The following is a 22,942-nucleotide window of genomic DNA, read 5'->3' on the forward strand; positions in this document are numbered from 1 at the left end:
CCTCATCTCAATGTCGTTCGAATTCGCCGCCTTGTTTCCGGCTTGGCGAACCAAAAGAAATGCTCCGGCACGGTTGGCGCCGGAGCATCGTTGCAAGTGACGTTATTTCTTGTTCTTGGCCATCCAGGCCTGCTGCTGCTCCGTCAGGAACGCAGCCCATTCGTCGGCGACCTCTTTCGACGTCTTCTGGCCGAGCAGAACTTCCTGGAAATTCTTGACCGAAACCGAGTCATAGAAATTGCCGAGGTTTTCAAGATGCGTCGGCGGCGTGACGAATTCGAAGGTCTTCGGATCGCTCAATTCCTGGAACCAGCCCTTGAAGGCTTCCGAACCGAAATAGGGGTCCTTGTCCGCGCCGTTGTGGATCGGCAAGACGCCGACATTCTTGGCGAACTCGATATTGTCCTCGGGCGACAGCAAGGTGCCCATAAGCTTCCAGGCCTCGTCCTTGACCTTCGAATTGGCGAACATCGCCCAGCCGGCATAGCCAAGGGTCGGATAGGACTTGCCATTCGGCCCGGTAGGCAGCGGCGCAACGCCGAAATCCTCAGGCTTCATCTTTTCGGCGATACCGATAAGAGCGTCCGGATCCTGGTCGAGCATGGCGCAGGTGCCGGAATAGAAGCCGGTCACAACCTCGTTGAAGCCCCAGCTGACGCTATCCTTCGGCGCGTAGCCGCTCTTGTAGATATCGGCCAGCATTTCAAGGCCCTTGACGGCGCCAGGCTCGTTGAGTGTCGCGGTACCGTCGGCGTTGAAATACCCACCCTTGCCATTGGCGATGTTCATGAACATCTGCACGCCATTGAAACCGCCGGGTCCGCCACGCAGGCAGTAGCCATACTTACCCTGGATCGCTGAGATCTTCTTGTTGGCTTCCATGAATTCGTCGAGGGTCTTCGGCGCTTCCTTGAGGCCAGCCTGTTCGAACAGCTTCTTGTTCCAGAACATGGCGCGAACGTAATAGCCATATGGAATCATGTACTGCTTGTTGTCGACGACAGAGCCGAACTGCTTGGCGCGGTCGCCCAGCGTTGCCGCGTCTTTCCAGTTGGCCATGTAGGGCCCGAGATCCTCAAGCTGGCCATTATTGGCGTAAAGGCCCATCCAGCGCTCCGGCATCTCGACGATGTCGGGGGTATCGCCAGCCTGGACCATGGTCAGGAACTTCTCGAACGCCTGGCCCCAGGGCAGGGATACGAGCTCCACTTTCACGCCCGGATTGGCCTGCTCGAATTCGGCGATCTGCTTCTTCAGAAGTTCAGTGCGCGGCGGGCTGGAAATCACTTCCACCATCTTGATCGTCGTATCGGCGAAGGCCGCCGATACCGTCATTGACAGCGCCGCGATGGCGCCCGCCAGAAATGTTCCCATTCGTTTTTGCATTATTGTCTAGCTCCCATTTTTTAGACAGTTCAGAAGTTCAGCGTTTGGCTTTTGCCAATGCGTTGGTAAGATCCGCCCATAGTTCCTCGACACTTTCGAGCCCCACATGCAGGCGGATGGTTCGCGGGCTTACGCCGAAGCGCCCGATCGAATTGGCGTCCGGCGTCTGCTGCAGCGAGGCCAGCGCCGGTACGACGAGACTTTCGTGACCGCCCCAGCTGACGCCGATGCGGAAGAGTTTCAGCGCATCGACGAAGGTCGGAACATCGATGTCTTCTGTCACCTCGAAGGAAAACAGTCCCGAGTAGCCGGAGAGGGTCGCCTTGCCCGGATGGTTGGAATAGGCCGGATGCATGATGCGGTCGACGCCTTCATGCGCCCTTAACCGCTCAGCGATGGTAAGACCGCTCTTCATGTGGTGCGGCAGGCGCAGGGTCAGGGTGCGCAGGCCGCGCAGCAGGAGCCATGCCTCGAAGGGCGATAGTTTCGCGCCGAGATAGGAATAGGTGCGGCCGTTGATGCGGTCGATCATCTCGCGCGATCCGGCAACGACGCCGGCAACCGTATCGCTGTGGCCGCCGAGATATTTCGAGGCCGAATGCATCACAAGGTCGATGCCATGGGTGATGGGCTTCTGGAAAAGCGGCGTCGCCCAGGAGTTGTCGATGGTTGTAACGACGCCATGCTGCTTCGCGAGCCGCGCATAGTGGGCGATGTCCTGCAACTCGAACATCATCGAGCTCGGGCTTTCGAGATAGAGCAATTTGGCTCCGGGCAACGCGGCAGCGACCGCATCGGGATCCGAGCCGTCGACATAATCCACCTTAATGCCGAGATGCGGCAACAGGCGCTCGAACAGGCGATAGGCGTCGCCATAGCAGTTGCGCACGGCAACGATCCGATCCCCTGCCCCGACGAAGGCGAGCACCATGGCGCTGATAGCGCCCATGCCGCTCGAAAAGGCCCGCGCTGCCTCCGCGCCTTCCAGCGCGGCAATCTTGCTTTCGAATTCCATCACCGTCGGATTGTCACCGCGCGAGTACATGGGCTGGCGCTTGCGCCCGGCAAAGGCGTCGGCCATCGCAGCGTAATTGTCGAAGGTGAACAGCGACGTCTGGTAGATCGGCGGCACTACCGAGCCACCCGGGAATGGCTCGTCATGGGCAAGAAGCGTTGCCGCCTGCGCCATTATCTCCTGATCGTGAAAATATGGATTGTCGCTCATTCTTTGCTCTTCTTGGTCTGCTTTTTAAGGTTCGCGTTGCCGCGCTTGAGGTCGTCCTCGACGGTCGCAATGAGTTTCAGCGCCTCGCCGCGGGCAGCGATGGGATTGCGCGCCGCTATCGCGTTGAAAAGCGTGCGGTGATAGGGGAAGCTCGCATGTCCGAAATCGCGCACCCCGAGCGGGTGCTCCCAGAAGCGGTGGAACATCTCGTACATCGCAGCGATTATCTGCTCGAACAGGGGATTGCCGGACGTACGGAACACGGCAAGGTGAAACTCCCAGTCCTCTTCCGCCGACATGCCGTTGCGTTCGTGGAAAACTCTCTCCATGCGGATAAGCTTCTGCTCGATCAGCGCAATATCCGCGTCGCTCGCGCGCTCGGCGCACAGCGTGGCGGCCTCCGCCTCCAGCCCGCGTCGAATTTCAAGCGTGTGCATGAGGCTATTGAAGTCGTTGCCCGAAGGCAGGGTCAGCGGCAGGTGAAGCATGTTGCGGGTAACGGCTGCCTTGAGGTAGGTGCCGCTCCCCTGGCGGCGCTCCACGAGGCCGAGTTCCTGCCAGCGCGTCAACGCCTCCCGCACGGTCGTCCGGCTGACCTTCAAATGCTCGGCAAGGACGCGTTCTGTGGGCAAGCGATCGCCCGGCTTCAGCCTCTCACCCGTCACGAAATCGACCAGCGCGTGCAAAACCGCGTCGTCGCGGGATGATGTATGCACTGGAGCAAGGATCGGACTGATCACGCGAACAACGCCTAAATTGGTTGGACCATTGTGCCAATTCAACATGAAAGCCAATGGGAGTCAAACCCTGTTTCGCGCTTTTGCGAAATGGCGATAATAGTGTTGATTGCGGCTCCGGAAATTGCCCGTGAGTGGGTTGCGGAAAGGTGGAGGATATGTGCGAGTCAGATCTGGATGAGGCCAAGGAAACGCTGTCGACCATCGTCGACAAGCCATCGCGGGAGAGCCAACCGTGTTCCTGCGTCAAGGGCGCAAAGTGGCCGTTGTGATATCATTCCAGGAATACGAGCGTCTTTCGAAGATACCAAGCCTTGGTCAGCTTCTTGCAGGATTTCCGGGCGACGCGGATGACCTATCCGATCGCCACGCGCCGCCAGAAACCGCCAAACTTGATCGTTTTACCTAGAACGGATTTTCCACCCTCGGCCAGATCTCGCGCGCCAGCTTGCGGTAATTAGTTTTCCGCGGATTTGAAGGATAAGGCGCGCCGGCGTCGATATAGATAATCTCAGCGGCCACCGGCTCGAAGCCGGCGTGAAAGTGATTGGTCGATTTGACCAGCAACATATCCTTGCGCATCGGGTCGATGCCGAGATTGGAAAAAATATCCGGCTCGAACGTCTGCGTCCGGTTGGTGTTGAGGATAACCTCGATGTCGGTGCCTTCGAGGCGGATAACGGTGGCGGGTCCTAGCGTAACGCGGCTCTTGCCAAAGCTTTGCCATCCCTCCGCGACGGCCTTCACAACTGTCACCCGGGCATCGATCGGCGCGCCGCCATCAGGCCCGGCCTTGCCCCCGAAGCGTAGCTGAATCTGCGCGCCCTCCCCCGCCGCAAGGCAGAAGGTGACAGCGATGGGATCCCAGATGGTTGCGACCGCGACATTGTCTATGCCGCGCTCGATGATCCGGCGCAGGATGAGCGTGCCGTCGCCGGCGACACCGCCGCCCGGATTATCCCAGACGTCGGCGACAACAACGGGCTTGCCTGATTTCCTGGCAGCGACCGCGATCGCTGCGTCAAGACCGGCTTCGGTGTCGAGCATCGGCATTGCTGTTGTTCCGCGCAGGGCAAAAAGTTCCATGCCAAGCTTTTCGGCCAGTGCCGCACCTTTAGCCGGATCATTGTCGGTGACAACCATTACCTGCGTGCCAAGCTCCGGCACGTCGCCGGCCATGAAGCCATGGATAAGCGACACTGAAAGAATGCCGTTTCGGCCGTGCAATGCTTTCATGCGGTCGACATAGGAGCGCATGGGATCCCGGCTCGTCGGGTACACGCCGATCATCCGGCAATCGAATGTCGAAATTATCGGCTTGATCTCGCCCTTCAGCGCGCGCAAGGCAAGATCGACCACGTGCTCGCCGCGTTCGTAGAAATCGGTGTGCGGAAACTCGAGAAAGGCCGCGAGAATGTCGGCGTTATCGACACGTTTGGCCGTAAGATGGCTGTGGGGATCCAATTCCGAGGCGATCAGCACGTCAGCACCGACGATGGTGCGGATTTGTTCGAGGAGGTCGCCTTCGCAGTCGTCATAGCCCTGGGCCACCATGGCTCCGTGCAATCCGAGGATAACACCATCGACAGGCAGCGCCGCGCGGAGCTGGCCGAGGATTTCGTCGCGCAACTCCTCATAGGCCTTGCGCTGCAAGAGTCCGCCCGGCTCGGCCCAGGTCGCCGTGCCCTCGATAAGCTCGAAGCCTTCCTCGCGCGCCCGCTTGCGCAGCACGACCATGGGTGCCGAGCAAAGCGTCGGGGTTTCAGGATGATCTCCCGGCGCGGCGTAAAACGCCATTTCGAAGCTGGCGCGGTCTGTCGGTACCGGTGAGAACGTGTTGGTTTCGGTCGCGAACGACGCGGTAAAGATGCGCATGATGGGCCTGTATTCAGTGTGTCAGAGCGGCTTGTAGGCGATCGCCTCGATTTCGATTTTGATGTCGATCATCAAGCGCGATTCAATGGTCGTCCGCGCCGGCGGGTCTTTCGGAAAGTAGGTGGCATAGGTCTTGTTGAACGCGGCGAACTCGCGGGCGTCTTCAAGAATGACGAAGGTCTTGACCACATCCGAAAGCTCCGCGCCAGCAAGGGCAAGCGCCGACTGGACGTTGTCCATGACCTGCTTCGTCTGTGCTTCAATACCGCCAACGATGACAGTGCCATCGCTCCCGACCGGTACCTGGCCCGAAATGTAAATAAAGTCGCCTGCCCGCACTGCAGGTGAAAGCGGAACGTGGGACGTGCCGAAGTGATGCTTCGTCATCATGAAAATCCTTTCTGTTATTTGACGGCGCCGATCGAGAGGCCCCGCACCAGATAGCGTTGCAGCCAGGCAAAGAGGACCGCAACCGGAACGGAAGCGACGAAAGCGGCTGCCATGACATAGTGCCAGTCGACAGTATAGCGGCCCGCGACAAGCGAGAAAACGCGGATCGGCAAAGTGTAGCTGCCCTCGGTCCGCAACATCGTCAGTGCGATGACGAACTCGTTCCACGCATTGATGAAGGTGAAGATCGCCGTGACCACCATCGCCGGCACCGCGAGCGGCAGGAACACGCTGATAAGCGTGCGCCAGCGGCTGGCACCCTCCATCCACGCGGCCTCCTCAAGATCGCGCGGTATGGTCGAAAAATAGCTCTGCAACATCCACACGCAGAAGGCGATGTTGAACGCCGTATAGATGACGACAAGCACATTGAGGCTGTCGATCATGCCGGCGCCGGCAACGAGGCGAAACAGGCCGATGACCAGCACGATCGGCGAAAGCATTTGCGAGACCAGCAGGAACTGGCGGAAGGCGTCGCGCCCGGCAAACTGGTAGCGGCTCAGGGCATAGGCTGCCGGGATCGAGACAAGGATCGTCAAAGCCGTTGACAGCGCCGAAACGTAGAGCGAATTGGCGAGGGCCGGCGCTATGCCGGAGGTCCGCCACATTTCAGGAAAATTCTGCCAGTGCAGTTCGGTCGGCCACCAGTTGGGCGTCAGCACTTCGGTGGCGGATTTCAGCGAACTGATCGTCATCACGGCGTATGGGAAGAGGATCACGACGACGATCGGCGACAGCAAAATCCAGAAGAGAGTGGAGCGTTTGAGTTTCGCGCTCATGATTTCGCCTCCCGCATCGCCAGCCGGACATAGATAATCGTAAAGACCAGAAGGATTGCGAACATGATCAGGGAAACGGCCGCGGCCTCGCCGAGTTTGCCGACACGAAAGCCGGTCTTGTAAAGGTAGGTAACAAGGATATCGGTTGAATTGGCCGGACCGCCCTGCGTTGTCGCCCAGATGATCGGAAACGAATTGAACACATAGATCGTGTTGAGGACGAAAGCGATGTTGATGAAGGGGCGCAAGAGCGGCAGCGTGATCAAGCGAAACTGATCCCAGCTCCCCGCACCCTCCGTTGCCGCAGCCTCATAGAGATCGTCGGGCACCGAGGACAGGCCGCCAAGGAATATGGTTACCGTGAAAGGTATAGAAACGAGGATGCCGATAAATATCTGCATCGGGAATGCCGTCGAAGCTTCCGCCAGCCACTGGATATTGGTGTCGATCAGGCCAAGGCCGCGCAAGGCCGAATTGAGCATTCCGCTTTCACCGTTGAGTGCCCAGCGCCAGACGATAGCCGTCATCGTCAGAGAGATCGCCCAAGGCAACATAATCAATATGCGCGCGATACCGCGGCCGTAAAAATCCTCGTTGAGAATAAGGGCGATAGGCACCGATATGACCAGCGTTCCAATAACCACGGATGCTGTCCAGAAAAGCGTGCGCCAGGTCGCTGCGATAAAATCGGGATCGGCGAACAGAACGCGGAAATGCTGCAGGCCGATGAAATCACGGATCATGCCGAAGCGGTTCACATCGTGCAGCGACAGCGAGATGATTTCCTTGAGCGGCCAAAGGATGATGGCGGCGGCCAGGATGAAGCTCGGCAAGATCAGGACATAGGGTGCTGTAGCCCGTTGCATCGGCTTTGAATTCCTCGAGCGTTGAGCGTGAAGGGAAATCGGGAGGCGGTTTGACCCGCCTCCCAGAGCAGACTTACTTCAGCGTCTCGTTGACCTTCGCAGCGGCCTCTTTGAGTGTTGCTTCGGGATCGCCCTGGCCGAGATAGATCTTCTGGATCGCATTGGAGGTCGTCTGCGCAATGTCTTCCCAGCCTGGAATGACCGGCGCGAACCGGGCGTTCGGCAGAAGCGAGGTGAAGACTTTCAGATCCGCATTGTCGGCAAAGTAAGGGTCTTTTGCTTCTTCGGCATTGACCGGCAGGAAGCCCTCTACCTTGTCGAACTTGGTGCGCTGCTCCTTGGTGAAAATGAAGTCGAGGAATTTCCAGGCAGCTTCCTTGTTTTTGGAATTTTCAAAGAGCACGATGGAGTCGGTCACGCCATAGGTGCCCTTGTCGCCGCTTGGCCCGGCCGGGATAGGCGCGACGCCATATTTCAGGTTCGGTGCTTCCGTCTTGATCTGGTTGGAAAGGAACGGTGCAGTGATAACGGTTGCAACCTTGCCTTGCTTGAAAAGGTTCTGCACGTCTTCACGCGAGTAAGAGGTAACGCCAGGCTGCGTCAGGCCTTCGTCGATAAAGCTCTTGTAGAGCTTCGCCGTATCGATCGCCGCCTGGGAGTCGAGACCCGACTTGCCGTCCTTGACGATCTCGCCGCCGTTCGACCACATGCCGTAGTAAAAATAGACATCGGTCTCGATTTCCTTGCCCTGCAGGCCAAAACCATAAGTTTCGCCGCCGAGCTTCTTGATCTTTTCCGCGTCCGTCTTGAAATCCGCCCATGTCGCCGGCGGTGTATCGATGCCGGCCTTTGTGAAGATATCCTTATTGTAATACATCGCGCGTGCCGAGGCGGCGATCGGCAGGCCGTAGACCTTGCCGTTCATCACCGAGGGCGACAGAAACGTGTCAATGAAGCGGGCCTTGAAGTCGGGCGTAATGTGTTCGTCGAGCGGTGCGGCGATGCCTTCCTTGACGTAGTCGAGCAGCCAGCGCGTGCCGATGATGGAAAGGTCCGCATTTGCGCCTGCGGAAATGTCCGTCGTCAACTTCTGCTGCAGGTTGTCCCACGGAACGACTTCGATCTGGATTTTCGTGTCCGGATTTGCTGCTTCGAATGCCTTTGCAGCCTCTTCGAAGTAAGGGCCTGTGCCCTTGCTGTATTCGGCGATGGTAACGCGCACCGTCGTCTCGGCAAGTGCACTGGTGCTGAAAGCAATCAGGCTCGCTCCAGCAAGAAGGCAGATTTTTTGTCTGATCGTCATTGGTAACCCCTTTTTAAAGCTACACGCGGCAGCGCTTTCTCGTTGCAACGCTGTTCGGACTTTTGCTCCAACCGTTCCGTCAGCTTGCTCTTCGGCGGCGTCATCTTCAAATGTAATTTAATTTCATGCAAGTGGGATTTTTGCGCATAAGCAAGATTTTTGTGTTGCTTTTTTTCACGCACGGTTCTTAGCTGGGGCGGAGCGAGCAGATCGCAAATTAGTCCAGATTCATAGGCCGGTGCATGACTTCAGCAAGTGTCGACGACTTCCTCGGGCTCAGGAACAGGACCGTCCTCATTACCGGAGCGGGGGGTGGTATCGGCCGCGCCCTTGTAGCAGCGTTCCGAGCCGCAGGCGCCGTCGTGTCAGGGGCGGATCAGCATGCAAACGCGATGGCCGACCTCGACCTTGCGCATCGCCTGACCTTCGATCTGAGCGAAGCTGGAACAACGACGAATGCCATTCGGGAATTTATCAAGGCGAAGGGTACGCCCGATATCCTCATCAACAATGCGGGTTTCACACGCGGCGAGACGCTCGATCAACTGGATGGCACGATCTGGGATCGCGAGGTAGCGATCAATTTGAACGGCGCCTATCACGTGACGGCTCCGGTCGTCGACGCGATGAGCAAACGAGCCAGCGGCAGCATTGTCTTCGTCTCCTCGGTCAATGGTCTCAGCCATTTCGGCAATCCGGCCTATTCCGCCGCAAAGGCCGGTTTAATTTCTTATGTCAAGGCGCTCGCCGTCGAACGCGGACGCTACGGAATTCGCGCGAATGCCATCTGCCCCGGCTCTGTCCGTACGCCCGCCTGGGACCACCGCTTGCAGAAGGAGCCGGGCCTTTTGGCCAAGGTGTTGCCGCATTATCCGCTGGGGCGGATGGTGACGCCTGAAGAGGTGGCACGGGCAGCCGTGTTCCTCGCCTCGCCGGCTGCCTCGGGTATTACCGGCACGGCCTTGGCGGTCGATGCCGGCCTGACTGCCGGCAATCTGCGTTTTATCAATGACGTTCTTGCAGGGGAGTAGCAGCATGGCCGGACTGCAGATCAAGAAACTCGTGAAGTCTTACGGCGCGATGAATGTCCTGCATGGCATCGACCTCGACGTCCAAGACGGCGAGTTTCTCGTGCTCATCGGCCCCTCCGGCTGCGGCAAATCCACCCTGCTGCGCATGATCGCCGGGCTCGACGACATTTCCGAGGGCGAGTTGTGGATCGGCGACCGCCTATCGAACAAACTGCCGCCGCAGCAGCGCAATATCTCCATGGTGTTTCAAAGCTATGCGCTTTTCCCGCATATGACGACCCGCAGGAATATTGGATTTGGCCCAAAGATCCGGCGGGAGGCTGCCAATGCGATCGACACCAAGGTCAACAAGGCGGCGGAGGTCCTCAATCTGCACGATTATCTTGACCGCCTGCCCCGCCAGCTTTCGGGCGGACAGCGCCAGCGTGTCGCGATGGGCCGCACCATCGTGCGCGAACCCGATCTCTTCCTCTTTGACGAGCCGCTTTCCAATCTCGATGCAAAATTGCGCGTCCAGATGCGCACCGAACTGAAGGCCCTGCACCAGCAGTTGAAGACGACCATGGTCTACGTGACCCACGACCAGATCGAGGCGATGACCATGGCCGATCGGATCGTCGTCATGAATGGTGGCCGCATCGAGCAGTCAGGTTCGCCGCTCGAACTCTATGACAAGCCGGTCAATAAGTTTGTTGCTGGCTTTCTCGGCTCACCGGCGATGAATTTCATTCCGGGAACCATTGAACGCGGCGACGGCGCGCCGCGCCTGCGCATGGCGGATGGGTCGACCATACCTGTCGGCGCCACAATGGCGGTTTCCGGCCAGGAGGTCGAGATCGGTATTCGTCCGGAACATTTCCGGCTAGCGGCGGCCGACAGCGAGGGGTTTACCTATCAGGTTGCGGTTGTGGAGCCGACGGGTTCTGAAACGCACATCTTCGGTACGATCGACGGCGTTGGCGTTCGCTGCGTCTTCCGCGACCGAATCGCGCCCGAGCCTGGCAGCATCATGAAGTTGTCGATCGACCCGGATAAAGTACATGTGTTCGATCGCAGAACCGGCAACCGGATCTGATTGAAATGGCCGCGCCGCATTTCGACATCGTCGCCCGTCTGCGGGACATTGCCGATACCGGGCAGCGTTCGGATCAGCGGGTTGCGGCGGCAATTTTGGCCGATGCGGATTTTGCAACGCATGCGTCGATCGAGCTTCTCGCCGAGAAGGCGGGCGTCAGCGAGCCGACGATAACCCGCTTCTGCCGCATGCTGGGTTTTGAGGGTACGCGTGAGTTCAAGGTCAAGCTGGCGCAATCGCTGGCCGTAGCCGGACGCTTTATCGTGGCTGAGCCCGCTCATAAGGACAACGATATTCCGACGATCATATCCAGCGGTGCCCTTGATGCGATCGGCCATGTGATCCAGCGAATTGACCGCACCGACCTCGAACGCGCAGCCGCCATCGTCGCCGATGCAGGAATGATACGCGCATACGGCTCGGGCGGTGCTTCGTCCATGGCAGCGACGGAACTTGAAAACCGCCTGTTCCGGCTGGGGCTCAGGGCGTCATCTTCCATCGACGGCGAAATGCAGCAGATGACTGCCGCAACCAGCAACAAGGAAACGGCAATCGTCGCCTATTCGCTGTCAGGTGAAGTCAGGCCGTTGATCGAAGCCGTAACCATCGCCGGGCGTTACGGCGCAAAGACTATTGCGATAACGGCCCCCGGCTCCTCGCTTGCTGCCGCTGCACAGGTGATCCTGCCGCTTAGCATCGACGAGGGCACGAACGTATATCGCCCCTCCCCTGCCCGCTATGCCCTGCTCGCAATGACCGATATGCTGGCGATGACCATTGCCGAGCGCATCGGCGCACCCGCCGTCGAACGCATGCGGCGCATCAAGAACTTGCAGGGCCTGCACAAGACCGGTGCGCCCAACCTACCGCTTGGAGATTAGTCCCGTGAACCTCGCCGAAATCGATACACCCGCAGTCCTTATTGATGTGGATCGGGCCGACGCCAATCTGCAACGCTTCCAGGCCTATGCCAATAGCCATGGCCTTGCCGTTCGCCCGCATATTAAGACGCACAAGCTGCCACGCTTTGCAAAGCGCCAGGTTGAGCTCGGCGCTGTTGGCATCACCTGCCAGAAACTTGGGGAAGCCGAGGTCATGGCCGATGCCGGGCTGACGGACATTTTTCTTCCCTACAACATACTCGGCAAGGAAAAGCTCGATCGCCTGGTGGCATTGAACGAGCGCGTTACCCTCGCCGTGACGGCCGACAGCGAGACGACGATCCGAGGCCTCGCCGAAGTATTTGGCGATACGGGTAAACCGCTGGACGTCCTCATCGAATGCGACACCGGCATGGGCCGATGCGGCGTCCAGACGCCGGACGAAGCATTGACACTCGCCAGGCTCGTCGATGGTTGCACCGGTTTGCGCTTCAGAGGCTTCATGACCTACCCGAAGACCGGTGCGGTTGCAGAAAACGAAGGTTTTCTCGCCGCAGCGAAGCGTCAAGCAACCGAGGCCGGGCTCGATCCGCGCATTATTTCTAATGGCGGATCGCCGGATATGTGGCGCGCGCATGAAGTGACCAGCGCAACCGAGCATCGCCCTGGCACTTACATCTATATGGACCGCTTCCAGGTTGCGAAAGGCGTAGGCACCTGGGACGATTGCGCCCTGACCGTACTCGCGACCGTAGTCAGTTGCCCAACTCAGACGCGCGCCATTATCGATGCGGGCTCAAAATCCCTGTCCAGCGACACCTTCGGCATGGAGGGGTTCGGTCGCATGGTCGAATTTCCCGATGCCGTCATCACGGCCCTGAGTGAAGAGCACGGCATTGTCGATGTGAGTGGTTGCGCCCGCAAGCCGCAGATTGGTGACAGGGTTCGGATCGTCCCCAACCACGCCTGTGTCGTATCGAACCTCTTTGACGAGGTGGTTTTGACTTCAGGCAACGAGGTTGTCGAAGTCACTCCCGTGGCTGCGCGCGGTCGTGTCGATTAGGGCGTTTCGGACTGGACAGCATCGATTGAGGCCAGGACGCTACGAATGGCTGCCGTGTCCCATATGCTGCCTGAGTTCCACGGCTTTCTTCACGAAATTATCTAGGAATGCCTCAGCAGAAACCGCGCGTCCGAATAGCGGCCCCATGCCGTAGGTGCAGCCGCATTCAATGAGCGGCTCAATATCGGCTGCATTATTGACACCAACGGCGGCGGTATACATGCCAAGGTCGGCGGCGAGTCTGCAGATCGCCCGGAGAAGCGTGCGCTCCCGTCCGGGCCGGTCAATATTTCGATGCAATGATGGACCGGCTATCAGACATTCGGAATTTACAGCTGTCATCGCCGCAAGGCTGGCATTGTCCAAGCCAAAATAATCGACCGCAAGGCGGAAACCGAGTGCTTGCAGCTTGTCCAGGGTGCGCACGATCTGTGCGTCCTCAAGGTTCGAAGCTTTGCGGACGATGACAAACATGACGTCCGCACCGTCAACATCCCACTCCCGCTGCAGCTCCGTTACGCGTTCGACAAAGAGCGGATCAAAAAGCTGAACCTGCGAGAGATTTATACAAACGACCATGGGCGCTTGCGGATGAAGCGTCTTGAATGTCCGCAGGAATTTGAACGCCTCGCCGATGATGTAAAGCCCGACATCGCGGATGGAGCCGTTCTTTTCAAAAATCGAGAAAAACTCCTTCTGCCTGATCGCACCAAGTTGCGGATGATTCCAAACACCGAAAACCTGAACGGAATCGATTAACCTCGTTTTGAGTTCGGCGATCGGCTGGAATTCAACCGAGAACTCGCCGCCCATGATGGCAAGTGCCACGTTCCCGGTTGCCTCGAGTTCCTCTTCGAGATCATGAAGCAATGCCGGGTTGTACCAGATTGCGCCTTCGCTTTGCGTTTTCTCCGCGTAGTGAAGTGCGCCGTTGGCACGCCGCAGCAATAGGTCAAAGTCGGTTTGCTCGCTCTGCTTGATGCTGACTGAAGCAACGATCTCAACCGCGCAACGTATGCCCGCCTGTTCGTAGGGCTCACGCAATGATTTGAGAAGATTGTCGAGCTGGAGATGATCAAGCCCGGAGGCGGTGCAAGCAAGGAAGCGGTCTCGTGTTCACTTACGTTGCCGACGATGCTGTCAGGGTACTCGTTCCTTATGCGAGCAACGTTTCGAGCAATGATGTTCGCAAGAGCGGTGCCGCCAAAAACGCCGCCGATATGAGTGTAGTTCGGGATCTTGATGAGAACCAGTTCGATTTGACCGGAGCGCGCAATCATTCCCGAGTATTCATTGCTCAATCCGGCGCGGTTGAGCAGGCCCGTTGCAGGATCGTGATAGGCGAGGAATTCAAGGCGATTCTGGTTGCGAAGAAGCGCCGCGCGCATACGCTCTACCGCTCCCGCGAGCGCAGCGATCTCCGTTACATTGGTTTCGACATTCACCGGCGTGTCCAGTTTGAGATTGCTCACCTCGACGACCGCACGGGACAACCGCTTCACAGGATTGGCGACGTATGAAGCTGTGTAGGCAGCAACAGCGAGGCTGGCGAGCAGTCCGACCATCAGGAGGAGCGGTGTACTCGGTCCCCAAAGCGCCGGCTTCGATAGTTCCGGCCCCAGCGTGAGCGTCAGGCTCCAACCGTTCAGATCGCTCATCGGCAACGGCACTTCCTTCGAGATCAGCCCGTCCTCGATCTTCGCAGCGCTGGAATCATCGGATATGACCTGAAGCTGGCCGTCCCTGAAAACGATGAACTCCCCGGATCGTGTATGAATCGAAAGATTGGCAAAGGCCTTGCCGGTCATTTGTTGAAGGAATGCACCGATGGGCCGAAGATCCACATCCGCCGTAATGACACCGAGCAGCTTACCGTCGGGGTCATCCACCCTGACGATCCGCGACATTGCCCAAGCGCCCAGCATCTCCGTCGCATTTCCGGGTGCCACATATTTAAACGGGGCGCTCCAGATTGGTTCCTGCCTGATGCTGCCGCCCTGGTACCAGCCCCGGTCGTGAAGAATATAAGGCTTCACAGTCACAGTATTCGTTGGACTGATGAGATCCAGTTGGGTCGGATCATTCGCATCTGTCTGCGCACGCCCGAGCAGCTTGTCGTCATGTGCATTGATCTTGAAGATCCCGAAGAATTGTCCGCTCTCCCCGCCAAAGGCCACATAGGCAGCTTCGGGTGGGATCGTATCTGGAGCCGCCGCATGTTTCTTCACGATCGCGAAGACACAATCGGCAGTTCGGCACGATGCGGATTTGATCTCGGCGCGCAGGGCCTCCACATAGTCGCTCGTCGGCGAAATGAGCTGGCCTAACTGTCCGGCAATATCTCCAGCCAATATTTCCGCTGTGCGCTCTGAATAGATGCGGCTCTGGTTGGTCCGCTCGGTTTGAACGACCCAGCCTATCCCGAGGAAGACCAGGAATAGAAGGAGCACGAGGGGAAGACCAACGAGCGCAATGAGCGGGATGCCAGGGCCCCTTGCCTGTCGTGGATTATGAGGATCTTGCGCATCCGCGTCCGCAATATTCATGGAACCGATCCTAAAACGCACGAAAAAATCGATAAAATAAAAATACGGGCCAAACTTCTACAGAAAATGCTGACCGCCCGCTCGCTATCGAAATATCATGCAGATAAATAGCTATCCTAGTATTCGTTCCCGGGCCGCACCACGATTTCACTTGCATGGTGGTTTGCCCGAGAAGCATATGCCTATTCCTTGCAACGCCTAATTGCAAGATTGAATTGTCCAGCCAGGAACGCGCCCGCGGCAACCAACGCCTCCGCATCATTCCAGCCTCGCCGGCGCACTTCCCCCCAGCGCCTTGATTATGGGAACGACGGAGTACAAGCCGTCTTCCGCGCGCTCGGTCAGCGCTCGCAAATATCCGCCAGGCGACCGGATGTCGCCAACGCGTTCGAGGATTGCGGCGACGGTAATGGCGGCATTCACCTCACCCATAGTCGCCTTCGCCCGGTCCCAGGCATTAGGCGAAACACCAAGCATCGACCGGACGACGCCGGCCGCCTGCACCAGATCGCGCCAGTCGGCAATTCCAGCGCGGGCGTAGTCGCCTATCTGCGGACAGGCACTCAACACGGCGGTGAGCGGCACCTGCGCTGTGCCGGTCTCACTCATTGATTTGCGACCATCCGGCTGCGGGTGGTTCCGGTTGCCCCGCGCGGCATTAAGCTGCTTGCGCATCTTCATTAATGCCGCCGTTTTGCCACTGCTCACGGTCTCCGCTTGCGGTGCCGCGGATTGCTTCAGCCCTTTTTCTGGGCTTTTCTCAAATTGGTGATCTATATTTGAATTCTGAATGTGGCGCTCAAAAGAGGAGTCACTGGCGCTCATTTCTTCATCTGAGAGTGAAGCCAGGTAGCTTTTCTCCACACGCACACGTAACGCAGTCAGCGCGTCACGCCGCCGCTCGAGGGTCTCCAGCGGCAAATTGCGCCCTACCCGCCCTGACAGGGCAGCAAGCTCCTCAGCATATTGCGTCCAGTCTCCCGGCCGGCCCTCGCTCAATCCAGCCTCTACCGTCTTCGATATGTCGCGCAGGTGAATTGTAATCTCGCTGCGTATGCGGTGGATGGCCCGCGCAAGGTTGCGTGCGTCAGCCGCGTGGGCTTCAATTTCGGCATGGCGTAAGGCCAGCGGCGAGATGTCAAAGCCGAATGCGTGTTCTATCTCGCCCGTGTCTCCCCGCCGGGCATAGCGCTTGCCATTCGGGCTGTCGCGGCGAATGATCAGGCCGGCCTCAACCAGGGACGCCAGATGTCTGCGGATTGTTGCCGGCGCCATGCCGCGCGTGCGCATCGACAGTTCGGCATTGGATGGAAATACGATCAAGGGCGCGCTGCCGTCGAGCACCGTCTCGGGATGGAAGCTAAGCAGGGCTTCCAAAACCGCAATGGCTCGGTCGGACAGAAAAAAGGCTGCGCGCGCTTCCGTGAGCGAGCGCAACAACGGCCATTTTTCTGGATGATCCGCTGTCGCATCTGCCATTCTTTCGCGGGCTCGCGCAGTCTTTTCCTGCGCGGCGAGCATGGCATACGACAGCGATCGCCCGCCAAACGGCGTGGTCGCGAAACGGTCAGTCATGTCTTTACCTCAAATTGAGGCAAGGGAAAGGTGTTGCCGGAACGCGTCCGACTCTTGACAAGTCTAGGCGGAAGTGATTCTCTCGAATTGCTACATTGAAGAGGGCTTCCGGGGCGGTGACGTTCTGGGGGCCTTTTTTCTTGCCGTTGTTCCTTCTCTCGTTTTCTCTCGGATTTTACGCTTACGCAAAGATCTGTGGCGGGTATCAGCCCCGCTTCTGTTGTTTGAACTTGTTCAAGAGCGCATCGAGCTCGCTGACCACAAACTCGGCAAAGCCCTCGGGCGCGTGCTCGGCAAAGGATAATGTCTTCTTGCCGTTGTCTGTCTGAAGACGAGCGACCGCGGCAGTGTTCCTGCCGGATTGTGGTATCGACTGAGCCGTCGCAACGGGAAGCACGACAGGCTTTTCCTGCTTCAACAGCAGTTCGAACAGCCGGTTGAACCGTCCGTTGCTATCCGCACCCTTGAAGACCGGCGTGGCAATTTCGGCAAGTGCCGCCTTGCGCGCTTCTTCCGGCCGCAGCAGTTCGGAAAACCTTACCCAACGCGGGCGGCCGATTTTCGGTGCGGGCCCGATTGCACGAACGATCGGGGCCGGAACAGCCGCAGCAACCTGGAGGAAGCGGGTCATTTCAGCCTTGTCGATAGACAGCGCGTCTTGCACAAGACCGCGCTCGAAGCCACGTTCCACCAGGTTGCTGGCAAAAAATGCGCGTTCGATGAAAGACAGGTCGCGCCGTTCGGTGTTTTCCTTGCCCTGCGCGAGGACGAGTTGCACGTCGGTAAGATCGCGAATGATCGCCTGCACCGGTTTGGCAATCCGCGCTGCAGCGCGCAGACGCCGATGTCCATAGGCCGTCTGGTACACTCCGTGCTTGTCAGGATGCGGCCGCACAAGAATTGGTACCTGCTGTCCGTTCGAGCGAATGCTTTCGACGAGTTCTTCGAAGCTTTCATCGAGTGGCGAATCGCTGCTGAGGCGATCCTCGATGAAGGAACTTTCAACCAGGGCAGGATCGAGTTCGACGATGCGTTCGCTGCCTTCAAAACTATCCCTGATGCGGCGGGCATCCTCCAGTTCGCGCGAAATCCCTCCGAGCGAAAGTCCCATGGCTTTCACGGCGCCAGATGCCGCGCGCGGCTTCAGCGGTTCGACGTTGCCGGGCGACTGTGACGCCGGAGCTTCTGCCGGCTTTGCTTCGGGTTGCGGCACCGTTTCAACCGTCCCGAACAAGGCTTTCAACTGGTCCCTGCGGTTCTTGTCCATCACCGCCCCCTCACCCTGGCCTGTTCCAGGCCTTGGCGATCAGGCCCTCAATCTCGGCATTGACGGATGTCAGCGACTCAATCGCTCGGTCGTAGGTGGCGCGGGTAAAGCTGTCGCGCGACACTTCGTACAGCGTTTGCTTGGTCAGGCCCGCATCGGAGAACGCGGTCGACTTCACCACGGACGACGTCAGCACCCGGTCGCCGAAAAGCGAGCGCAGGAAGCCTGCAATCTGCTGTTGTGGTGCATCGTTCGGCTCAAAGCGGGTGATCAGATAACGCATGAAATCGAAGTTCAATTCACCGCCCGCTTCGCGGACAACTGCGAGAAGATCCGCCGTCATGAAGAGGAACTGGCTCATCGACGCAACATCCAGCATTTGCGGATGCACCGTAACCAGAACCGAGGTCGCGGCACACAGCGCCGAGAGCGTCAGGAACCCCAACTGAGGCGGGCAGTCGATAACGACGACATCGTATTCATCGGAGACCGTGTCCAATGCCGCCTGAACCCGGGCGAAAAACAGTTGCTGTTCGACGCTCTGGTGCGTTCCGTGTTGGCGATCGGCCAGCATTTGCGGGGTCGTGTGCTCGAATTCCTGGAGTTCAAGATTGCCCGGTACGAGATCGAGGCCGTCAAAATAGGTCTTGCAGATAATGTCCCGCAAATGGCGGCGGTCGCCATCGTAGCGGATCGCGCCGTAGAGCGTGTCATTTCCGGTCAGGTCAAGTTCGGGCTGATAGCCAAACAATGCGGACATCGACGCTTGCGGATCGAGATCGACCGCAAGCACGCGCAAACCGGACATTGCCAGGTACTGGGCAAGGTGAGCGCTGGTCGTTGTCTTGCCGGACCCACCCTTGAAGTTGGTGACGGCAATCACCTGCATATGCTCGCCCGCCTTCGGGTCGCGATGCGGCAGGTAGGTTTTCGCCTTGGCGCCGCCGGCCTCGGCGAGGTGACGCCGTAATGCGTTGATCTCGGCGAGGGAATAAAGCCTGCGCCCGCCGCTGCCGGTTTCGGGCTGTGGGCCCTCCCCGGCAAGCGAGAGCTGGCGCAGATAGCCGTCCGACACGCCGATCAGCCTTGCAGCCTCGCCACTGGTGAATTTGCGTAAGGTCTTTTGCGCCGTCGGCGGAAACAAACGATTGCGCATGGCCTGCAGCTGCGCCGACAGCATTTCGGCATCGGCGGCAATCGCCCGGTCGGCGGAGAGGGTAGCAGACAAAGCTGCAGCGCCCGCCGGTTGCGCGCTATCCTGTGTTCCTGTCTGTACCGCGTTCATCATGTTCACGTATTTATCCTGCATCGTCTAAACCAAATCGCCTCGATGCAGGAAAACCATGCGCCGATTCGATAGAAAAACCAAAGGGGTAACGCCGGACAACAATTTAACGCTGCTTTGCGGCACTAACACCGCCACATTCTTCTAACGTTAAACTAACTGGATACCCCTAAAAACCGTAACCAAACTGGGGAAAGAACCGAGTCGCGTCAAGAACTTTATAGTTAACGCAAATTAACCATTTCGGCAGCGTGAAGCTACTTTGGTGCGGACCGTGTCTCGGACCCCTGATCCAAGCCTGCCGGACGATCTTCAGTGCGCAGCCCCATGAGTTCGAACACGTCGAGCGCACCCTTGCGCCCTTTGACCGCCCGGGCGCCGAGTGACCGGAAGGCAAATCGGTCGGCGCAGGCTTCTACAGTATGGCTGCTCACCAGGATCAGCGTACCGAACTCCTTGTTGAGGCCCTCGAGCCGCGATGCGACGTTTACTGTGTCGCCCATGCCGGTGTATTGCAGCCGGTCCTCCGCACCGACGTTACCAACAACCGCAGCGCCAGTATGGATACCGAAACGCGTGACGAACTCCGGGGAGCCGGCTTCGCGTTGGCGAGAATTGAACACATCAAGGTCGGCTTTCAATCGCAAGGCGCAGCGGCAGGCGTTAGCCGCGTGATCCTCATCGGCGACGGGCGCGTTCCACATGGCGTAGACCGAATCGCCGAGAAACTGGATGATGGTCCCGTGGCTCTCGCGCACGCCCCGGCTTATGAGGTCGAAATAATCGGACAGGAGCGCCACCACCATTTCCGGTTCGTTACTCTCGGAAAGGGTGGTGAAGTCGCGTATGTCGGTGAACAGCACCGTCACCACCTGGCGCGTGGCGCTCCGGTCGCCTAGCAGATCCGACTCAACGACGCGGCGGACAAGTTCCTTCGGGACGTAGAGGCCGAAAGTGGCAATTGCAGCGCGAGCTGAGGCGAGCGCCGAGGCGAGGGACCCGATTTCGGAGATTCGAGAGCGGATCGGTTTGACGGGAGCAAAATCCAGATCCTTCAACCGCAGGGCCTGGCCAGTGAGTTTGGTCAGCGAGGCACTGATCATCCGCGAGACGAGGATGGCCATGGCAAGGCCGATGGCCAGAACGGCCAGCGCCGTCAGCAATCCCCGACGCAAGAGCACGTTGGTTTCAGTGGTGAAATCGGACTGTGGCGCCGCCACCACGATCGTGCTGCCTTTCAAGACAGAGGTGAAATCGACGGGAACGAAGAGCATCACATAGGTCTCGTTACCCGCGCTGAATGTGGTCGCACCCTTTCTTTTCCCGCTTCCAATCGTCTGCATCAACGTTGGGAGCAGGGGGTCGAGCGTTGCAAGCGCAGAAACATCCGGAACGGCGCCGCCCTCGGCGCTCGCCAGAAGGCGATTCATTATCCTGATGTCGGAATGAACAATGAGCTTGCCGTCCGTATCGAAAACATAAGCGGTCGAGCGCGGCGATATGCGTTCGTCGGCCAGGAAATCGGCGATGCTGCCAAGCCGGATATTGGCGGCGACGACGACGCTCGGATCCGATGCGTGGCTAACGGCAAAGGTCTTCACCTGATTGCCGGTCAGCGGCATAGCATAGATTGGGCTCACCACATTGCCGTCAGCGGAGATTGCCGCTTTGTACCAAGGGCGCTGGCGCGGATCGTAGTCCGCGATCACCGGGTCGCGGATCTCAAGAACGCGGCGCTTCTCATCGAGGAAGCGCCAGGTCGACATGGGGTGGCCACCACTGCCGGGAGCGATGATCTGAATGGCAATTGTTGCGTTTTCCGGGGGCTTCAAGTTCGCCCGCGACTGCTCGTCCTTGTGGAAGTTGAAGGCTCGAATGAACGATCCGTCGGGATAGCCAACCTGCAAACTATCAAGATCCGGTGCAAGAAGCGCAGCTTCAGCTAAGAATTCGATCTTTTCTGCAAGCTGGTCGGGGGGCGGCGCACGAAATGAGTCGAGGACGCCAACAAGGCCTACAAAAGCCAGTTTATCGGAGAACAGCACCCGATAATGGTCAACGATACGTTCGGAAAGCGAGGCCATCTGCTCGTCGATCGCAGCAAGAGCAGCCTGCCGTGCCCGGTCGAACCCGAGCCACAGCAACGGCGCTGACACGCCGATAAGCAGCAGTACGATGATCACTCCGAGATGGACTCGAAGGGGCCGTGTCCAAAACGATCGAGAAGACGATTTCATATTCTGGCACGACCACGATGTTCGCGAATGACCTATGATAGAAGCAACAGCCCCGTTTCTGCAACTTATCGGTGCAACATGCATTTGCTGAGGATTTCGGAGACTGGCAACATGGTACCGTGCAGGTGCGCCAAAGGCTCAACTCCGGATGAGGTCCGATCCTCCATGCAAAATATCGAGTTCCCAGGTTTTGTCAGTCTGACAATAGCAATTGTCGTTTTCTTTATCGGCGCCGGTCTCAATGGCCGCATCGCGGCATTGCGCCGATGGAACATCCCCGAAGCCGTGACCGGTGGTCTGCTCGCGGCACTGGTGACGCTTCTTGCCTACCGCGTTCTGGGTATTGCGATTTCGTTTGATCTGGCGGCAAGAGACCTTCTGCTCCTCTACTTTTTTACCGGTATCGGTCTCAACGCACGCCTTGCCGACTTGATTGCAGGCGGCAAGCCGCTCCTTATCCTGCTCGGCTTGACGCTTGTCTATCTCGTCATCCAAAATCTCATTGCGGCTGGAAGCGCAGCCGCGCTGGGCTTGCCTGAAGGCATTACCGTTCTCATCGGTTCAGCTTCGCTGATTGGCGGACACGGCACGACCATCGCTTGGGCGCCCATTCTCGTTGAGCGTTTCGGGCTCACAAATGCGATGGAAATCGGTGTGGCGGCAGCGACACTCGGTCTTGTCATTGCGAGCCTCATCGGTGGTCCTGTCGCCGGTCTTCTGATCGCGCGGTATGGGCTGAAAGGCCCGGACGCTGCCCCGTCGATCGGGTTGCCGAACACGGCCCCGGAAGACGATCTCAATCATATCACGCTGCTGCGTACGATCCTCGTCCTTAACGTCGCCGTCCTTATTGGTTACGCAGTTGACGAACTCCTGGAGGATCTTGGGTTTCGTCTGCCACTCTTCGTCGCCTGCCTTCTGTCAGCAATCGTCTTGACCAATATCGTGCCGCGGATCATGCCGAACCTGTTCTGGCCGACGCGAACGCGCGCGCTGGCGCTCGTCTCCGACCTCTCGCTCAGCATCTTCCTCGCAATGTCGCTCATGAGCATGCAACTATGGACGCTGGGCGGGCTTGGTCCTTCGCTGCTTCTGGTGCTGGCTCTCCAGACGATCGCGGCGATCGCCTATATCCTCTTTGCAGTCTTCCCTCTCATGGGCGGCAATTATGATGCCGCGGTGATTGCCGGAGGCTTCAGCGGCATAAGCCTTGGGGCGACGCCGACTGCCATCGCCAACATGACCGCCATTACCAAGCTCCACGGCGCTGCGCCCATGGCCTTCATCATCCTGCCGCTCGTGTCGGCATTTTTCATCGATATAGCGAACGCCTTCGCGATCGGCCTCTTCGTCAATTGACA

Annotated in this window: 19 protein-coding genes; 5 read left to right on the forward strand and 14 right to left on the reverse strand. The window is 58.5% G+C overall.

Annotated elements, in window-relative coordinates; genetic code table 11:
* Positions 1–102 precede the first annotated feature (102 nt).
* From GF108_RS19010 to GF108_RS19050, 8 genes are all read right to left on the reverse strand, one after another.
* A complete protein-coding gene (locus GF108_RS19010) occupies positions 103–1,374 on the reverse strand; it encodes a sugar ABC transporter substrate-binding protein (protein ID WP_172982677.1) in 1,272 nt (423 codons plus the stop codon).
* Between the two features lie 49 nt (positions 1,375–1,423).
* Positions 1,424–2,611 (reverse strand): PLP-dependent transferase, encoded by a 1,188-nt coding sequence (locus GF108_RS19015; protein WP_153669913.1) that lies wholly within the window; start codon positions 2,609–2,611, stop codon positions 1,424–1,426.
* A complete protein-coding gene (locus GF108_RS19020) occupies positions 2,608–3,351 on the reverse strand; it encodes an FCD domain-containing protein (RefSeq protein ID WP_036814732.1) in 744 nt (247 codons plus the stop codon). The genes GF108_RS19015 and GF108_RS19020 overlap by 4 nt, the downstream gene beginning before the upstream one ends.
* A 402-nt stretch (positions 3,352–3,753) precedes the next feature.
* On the reverse strand, positions 3,754–5,223 hold the full coding sequence (locus GF108_RS19030) for a M81 family metallopeptidase (protein ID WP_153669915.1): 1,470 nt from the start codon (positions 5,221–5,223) through the stop codon (positions 3,754–3,756).
* 21 nt (positions 5,224–5,244) lie between these two features.
* On the reverse strand, positions 5,245–5,613 hold the full coding sequence (locus GF108_RS19035) for a RidA family protein (protein WP_370462231.1): 369 nt from the start codon (positions 5,611–5,613) through the stop codon (positions 5,245–5,247).
* A 14-nt stretch (positions 5,614–5,627) separates the two neighbouring features.
* Positions 5,628–6,455, reverse strand: a complete 828-nt coding sequence (locus GF108_RS19040) for a carbohydrate ABC transporter permease (protein WP_370462257.1) — start codon at positions 6,453–6,455, stop codon at positions 5,628–5,630.
* Positions 6,449–7,318, reverse strand: coding sequence for a carbohydrate ABC transporter permease (locus GF108_RS19045; protein ID WP_153669921.1), 870 nt, complete (start codon positions 7,316–7,318; stop codon positions 6,449–6,451). Before GF108_RS19045 ends, GF108_RS19040 begins: the two co-directional genes overlap by 7 nt.
* A 73-nt stretch (positions 7,319–7,391) precedes the next feature.
* Positions 7,392–8,621, reverse strand: a complete 1,230-nt coding sequence (locus GF108_RS19050) for a sugar ABC transporter substrate-binding protein (RefSeq protein WP_153669923.1) — start codon at positions 8,619–8,621, stop codon at positions 7,392–7,394.
* 242 nt (positions 8,622–8,863) lie between these two features.
* Here GF108_RS19050 and GF108_RS19055 point away from each other — a divergent pair, with 242 nt between their 5' ends.
* From GF108_RS19055 to GF108_RS19070, 4 genes are read left to right on the forward strand one after another with little or no spacing between them, the layout of a single operon-like run.
* Complete coding sequence (locus GF108_RS19055; protein WP_153669925.1) at positions 8,864–9,652, forward strand: SDR family oxidoreductase; 789 nt, start codon at positions 8,864–8,866, stop codon at positions 9,650–9,652.
* A 4-nt stretch (positions 9,653–9,656) separates the two neighbouring features.
* A complete protein-coding gene (locus tag GF108_RS19060) occupies positions 9,657–10,727 on the forward strand; it encodes an ABC transporter ATP-binding protein (RefSeq protein ID WP_153669927.1) in 1,071 nt (356 codons plus the stop codon).
* 5 nt (positions 10,728–10,732) lie between these two features.
* Positions 10,733–11,608 carry a MurR/RpiR family transcriptional regulator gene (locus GF108_RS19065; protein ID WP_153669929.1) on the forward strand — a complete coding sequence of 292 codons (876 nt, stop codon included), beginning with the start codon at positions 10,733–10,735 and terminating at the stop codon, positions 11,606–11,608.
* On the forward strand, positions 11,598–12,671 hold the full coding sequence (locus GF108_RS19070) for a D-TA family PLP-dependent enzyme (RefSeq protein WP_153670277.1): 1,074 nt from the start codon (positions 11,598–11,600) through the stop codon (positions 12,669–12,671). Before GF108_RS19065 ends, GF108_RS19070 begins: the two co-directional genes overlap by 11 nt.
* A gap of 39 nt (positions 12,672–12,710) precedes the next feature.
* On the opposite strand, the gene GF108_RS19075 is transcribed toward GF108_RS19070, so the two are convergent.
* The 6 genes from GF108_RS19075 to GF108_RS19100 all read right to left on the reverse strand — a co-directional run bounded on the left by GF108_RS19075 (position 12,711) and on the right by GF108_RS19100 (position 21,527).
* Positions 12,711–13,499, reverse strand: coding sequence for an EAL domain-containing protein (locus tag GF108_RS19075; RefSeq protein ID WP_153669931.1), 789 nt, complete (start codon positions 13,497–13,499; stop codon positions 12,711–12,713).
* Positions 13,427–15,217: a HAMP domain-containing protein gene (locus GF108_RS19080; protein WP_153669933.1), complete on the reverse strand. Its 1,791-nt coding sequence runs from the start codon at positions 15,215–15,217 to the stop codon at positions 13,427–13,429. The genes GF108_RS19075 and GF108_RS19080 overlap by 73 nt, the downstream gene beginning before the upstream one ends.
* A 258-nt stretch (positions 15,218–15,475) precedes the next feature.
* Positions 15,476–16,792 (reverse strand): plasmid replication protein RepC, encoded by a 1,317-nt coding sequence (gene repC / locus GF108_RS19085; protein WP_153669935.1) that lies wholly within the window; start codon positions 16,790–16,792, stop codon positions 15,476–15,478.
* 205 nt (positions 16,793–16,997) lie between these two features.
* Positions 16,998–18,062 carry a plasmid partitioning protein RepB gene (repB, locus tag GF108_RS19090; RefSeq protein WP_370462232.1) on the reverse strand — a complete coding sequence of 355 codons (1,065 nt, stop codon included), beginning with the start codon at positions 18,060–18,062 and terminating at the stop codon, positions 16,998–17,000.
* Between the two features lie 7 nt (positions 18,063–18,069).
* Positions 18,070–19,347, reverse strand: a complete 1,278-nt coding sequence (gene repA / locus GF108_RS19095) for a plasmid partitioning protein RepA (RefSeq protein ID WP_246664060.1) — start codon at positions 19,345–19,347, stop codon at positions 18,070–18,072.
* Positions 19,348–19,601: 254 nt separating this feature from the next.
* Positions 19,602–21,527, reverse strand: coding sequence for an adenylate/guanylate cyclase domain-containing protein (locus tag GF108_RS19100; RefSeq protein WP_172982678.1), 1,926 nt, complete (start codon positions 21,525–21,527; stop codon positions 19,602–19,604).
* Positions 21,528–21,746: 219 nt separating this feature from the next.
* On the opposite strand from GF108_RS19100, the gene gltS reads away from it, so the two are divergent.
* On the forward strand, positions 21,747–22,940 hold the full coding sequence (gene gltS, locus GF108_RS19105; RefSeq protein ID WP_153669941.1) for a sodium/glutamate symporter: 1,194 nt from the start codon (positions 21,747–21,749) through the stop codon (positions 22,938–22,940).
* Positions 22,941–22,942: the final 2 nt, after the last annotated feature.

Source organism: Phyllobacterium sp. SYP-B3895, assembly GCF_009647635.1.
Taxonomy (GTDB): Bacteria; Pseudomonadota; Alphaproteobacteria; order Rhizobiales; family Rhizobiaceae; genus Phyllobacterium; species Phyllobacterium pellucidum.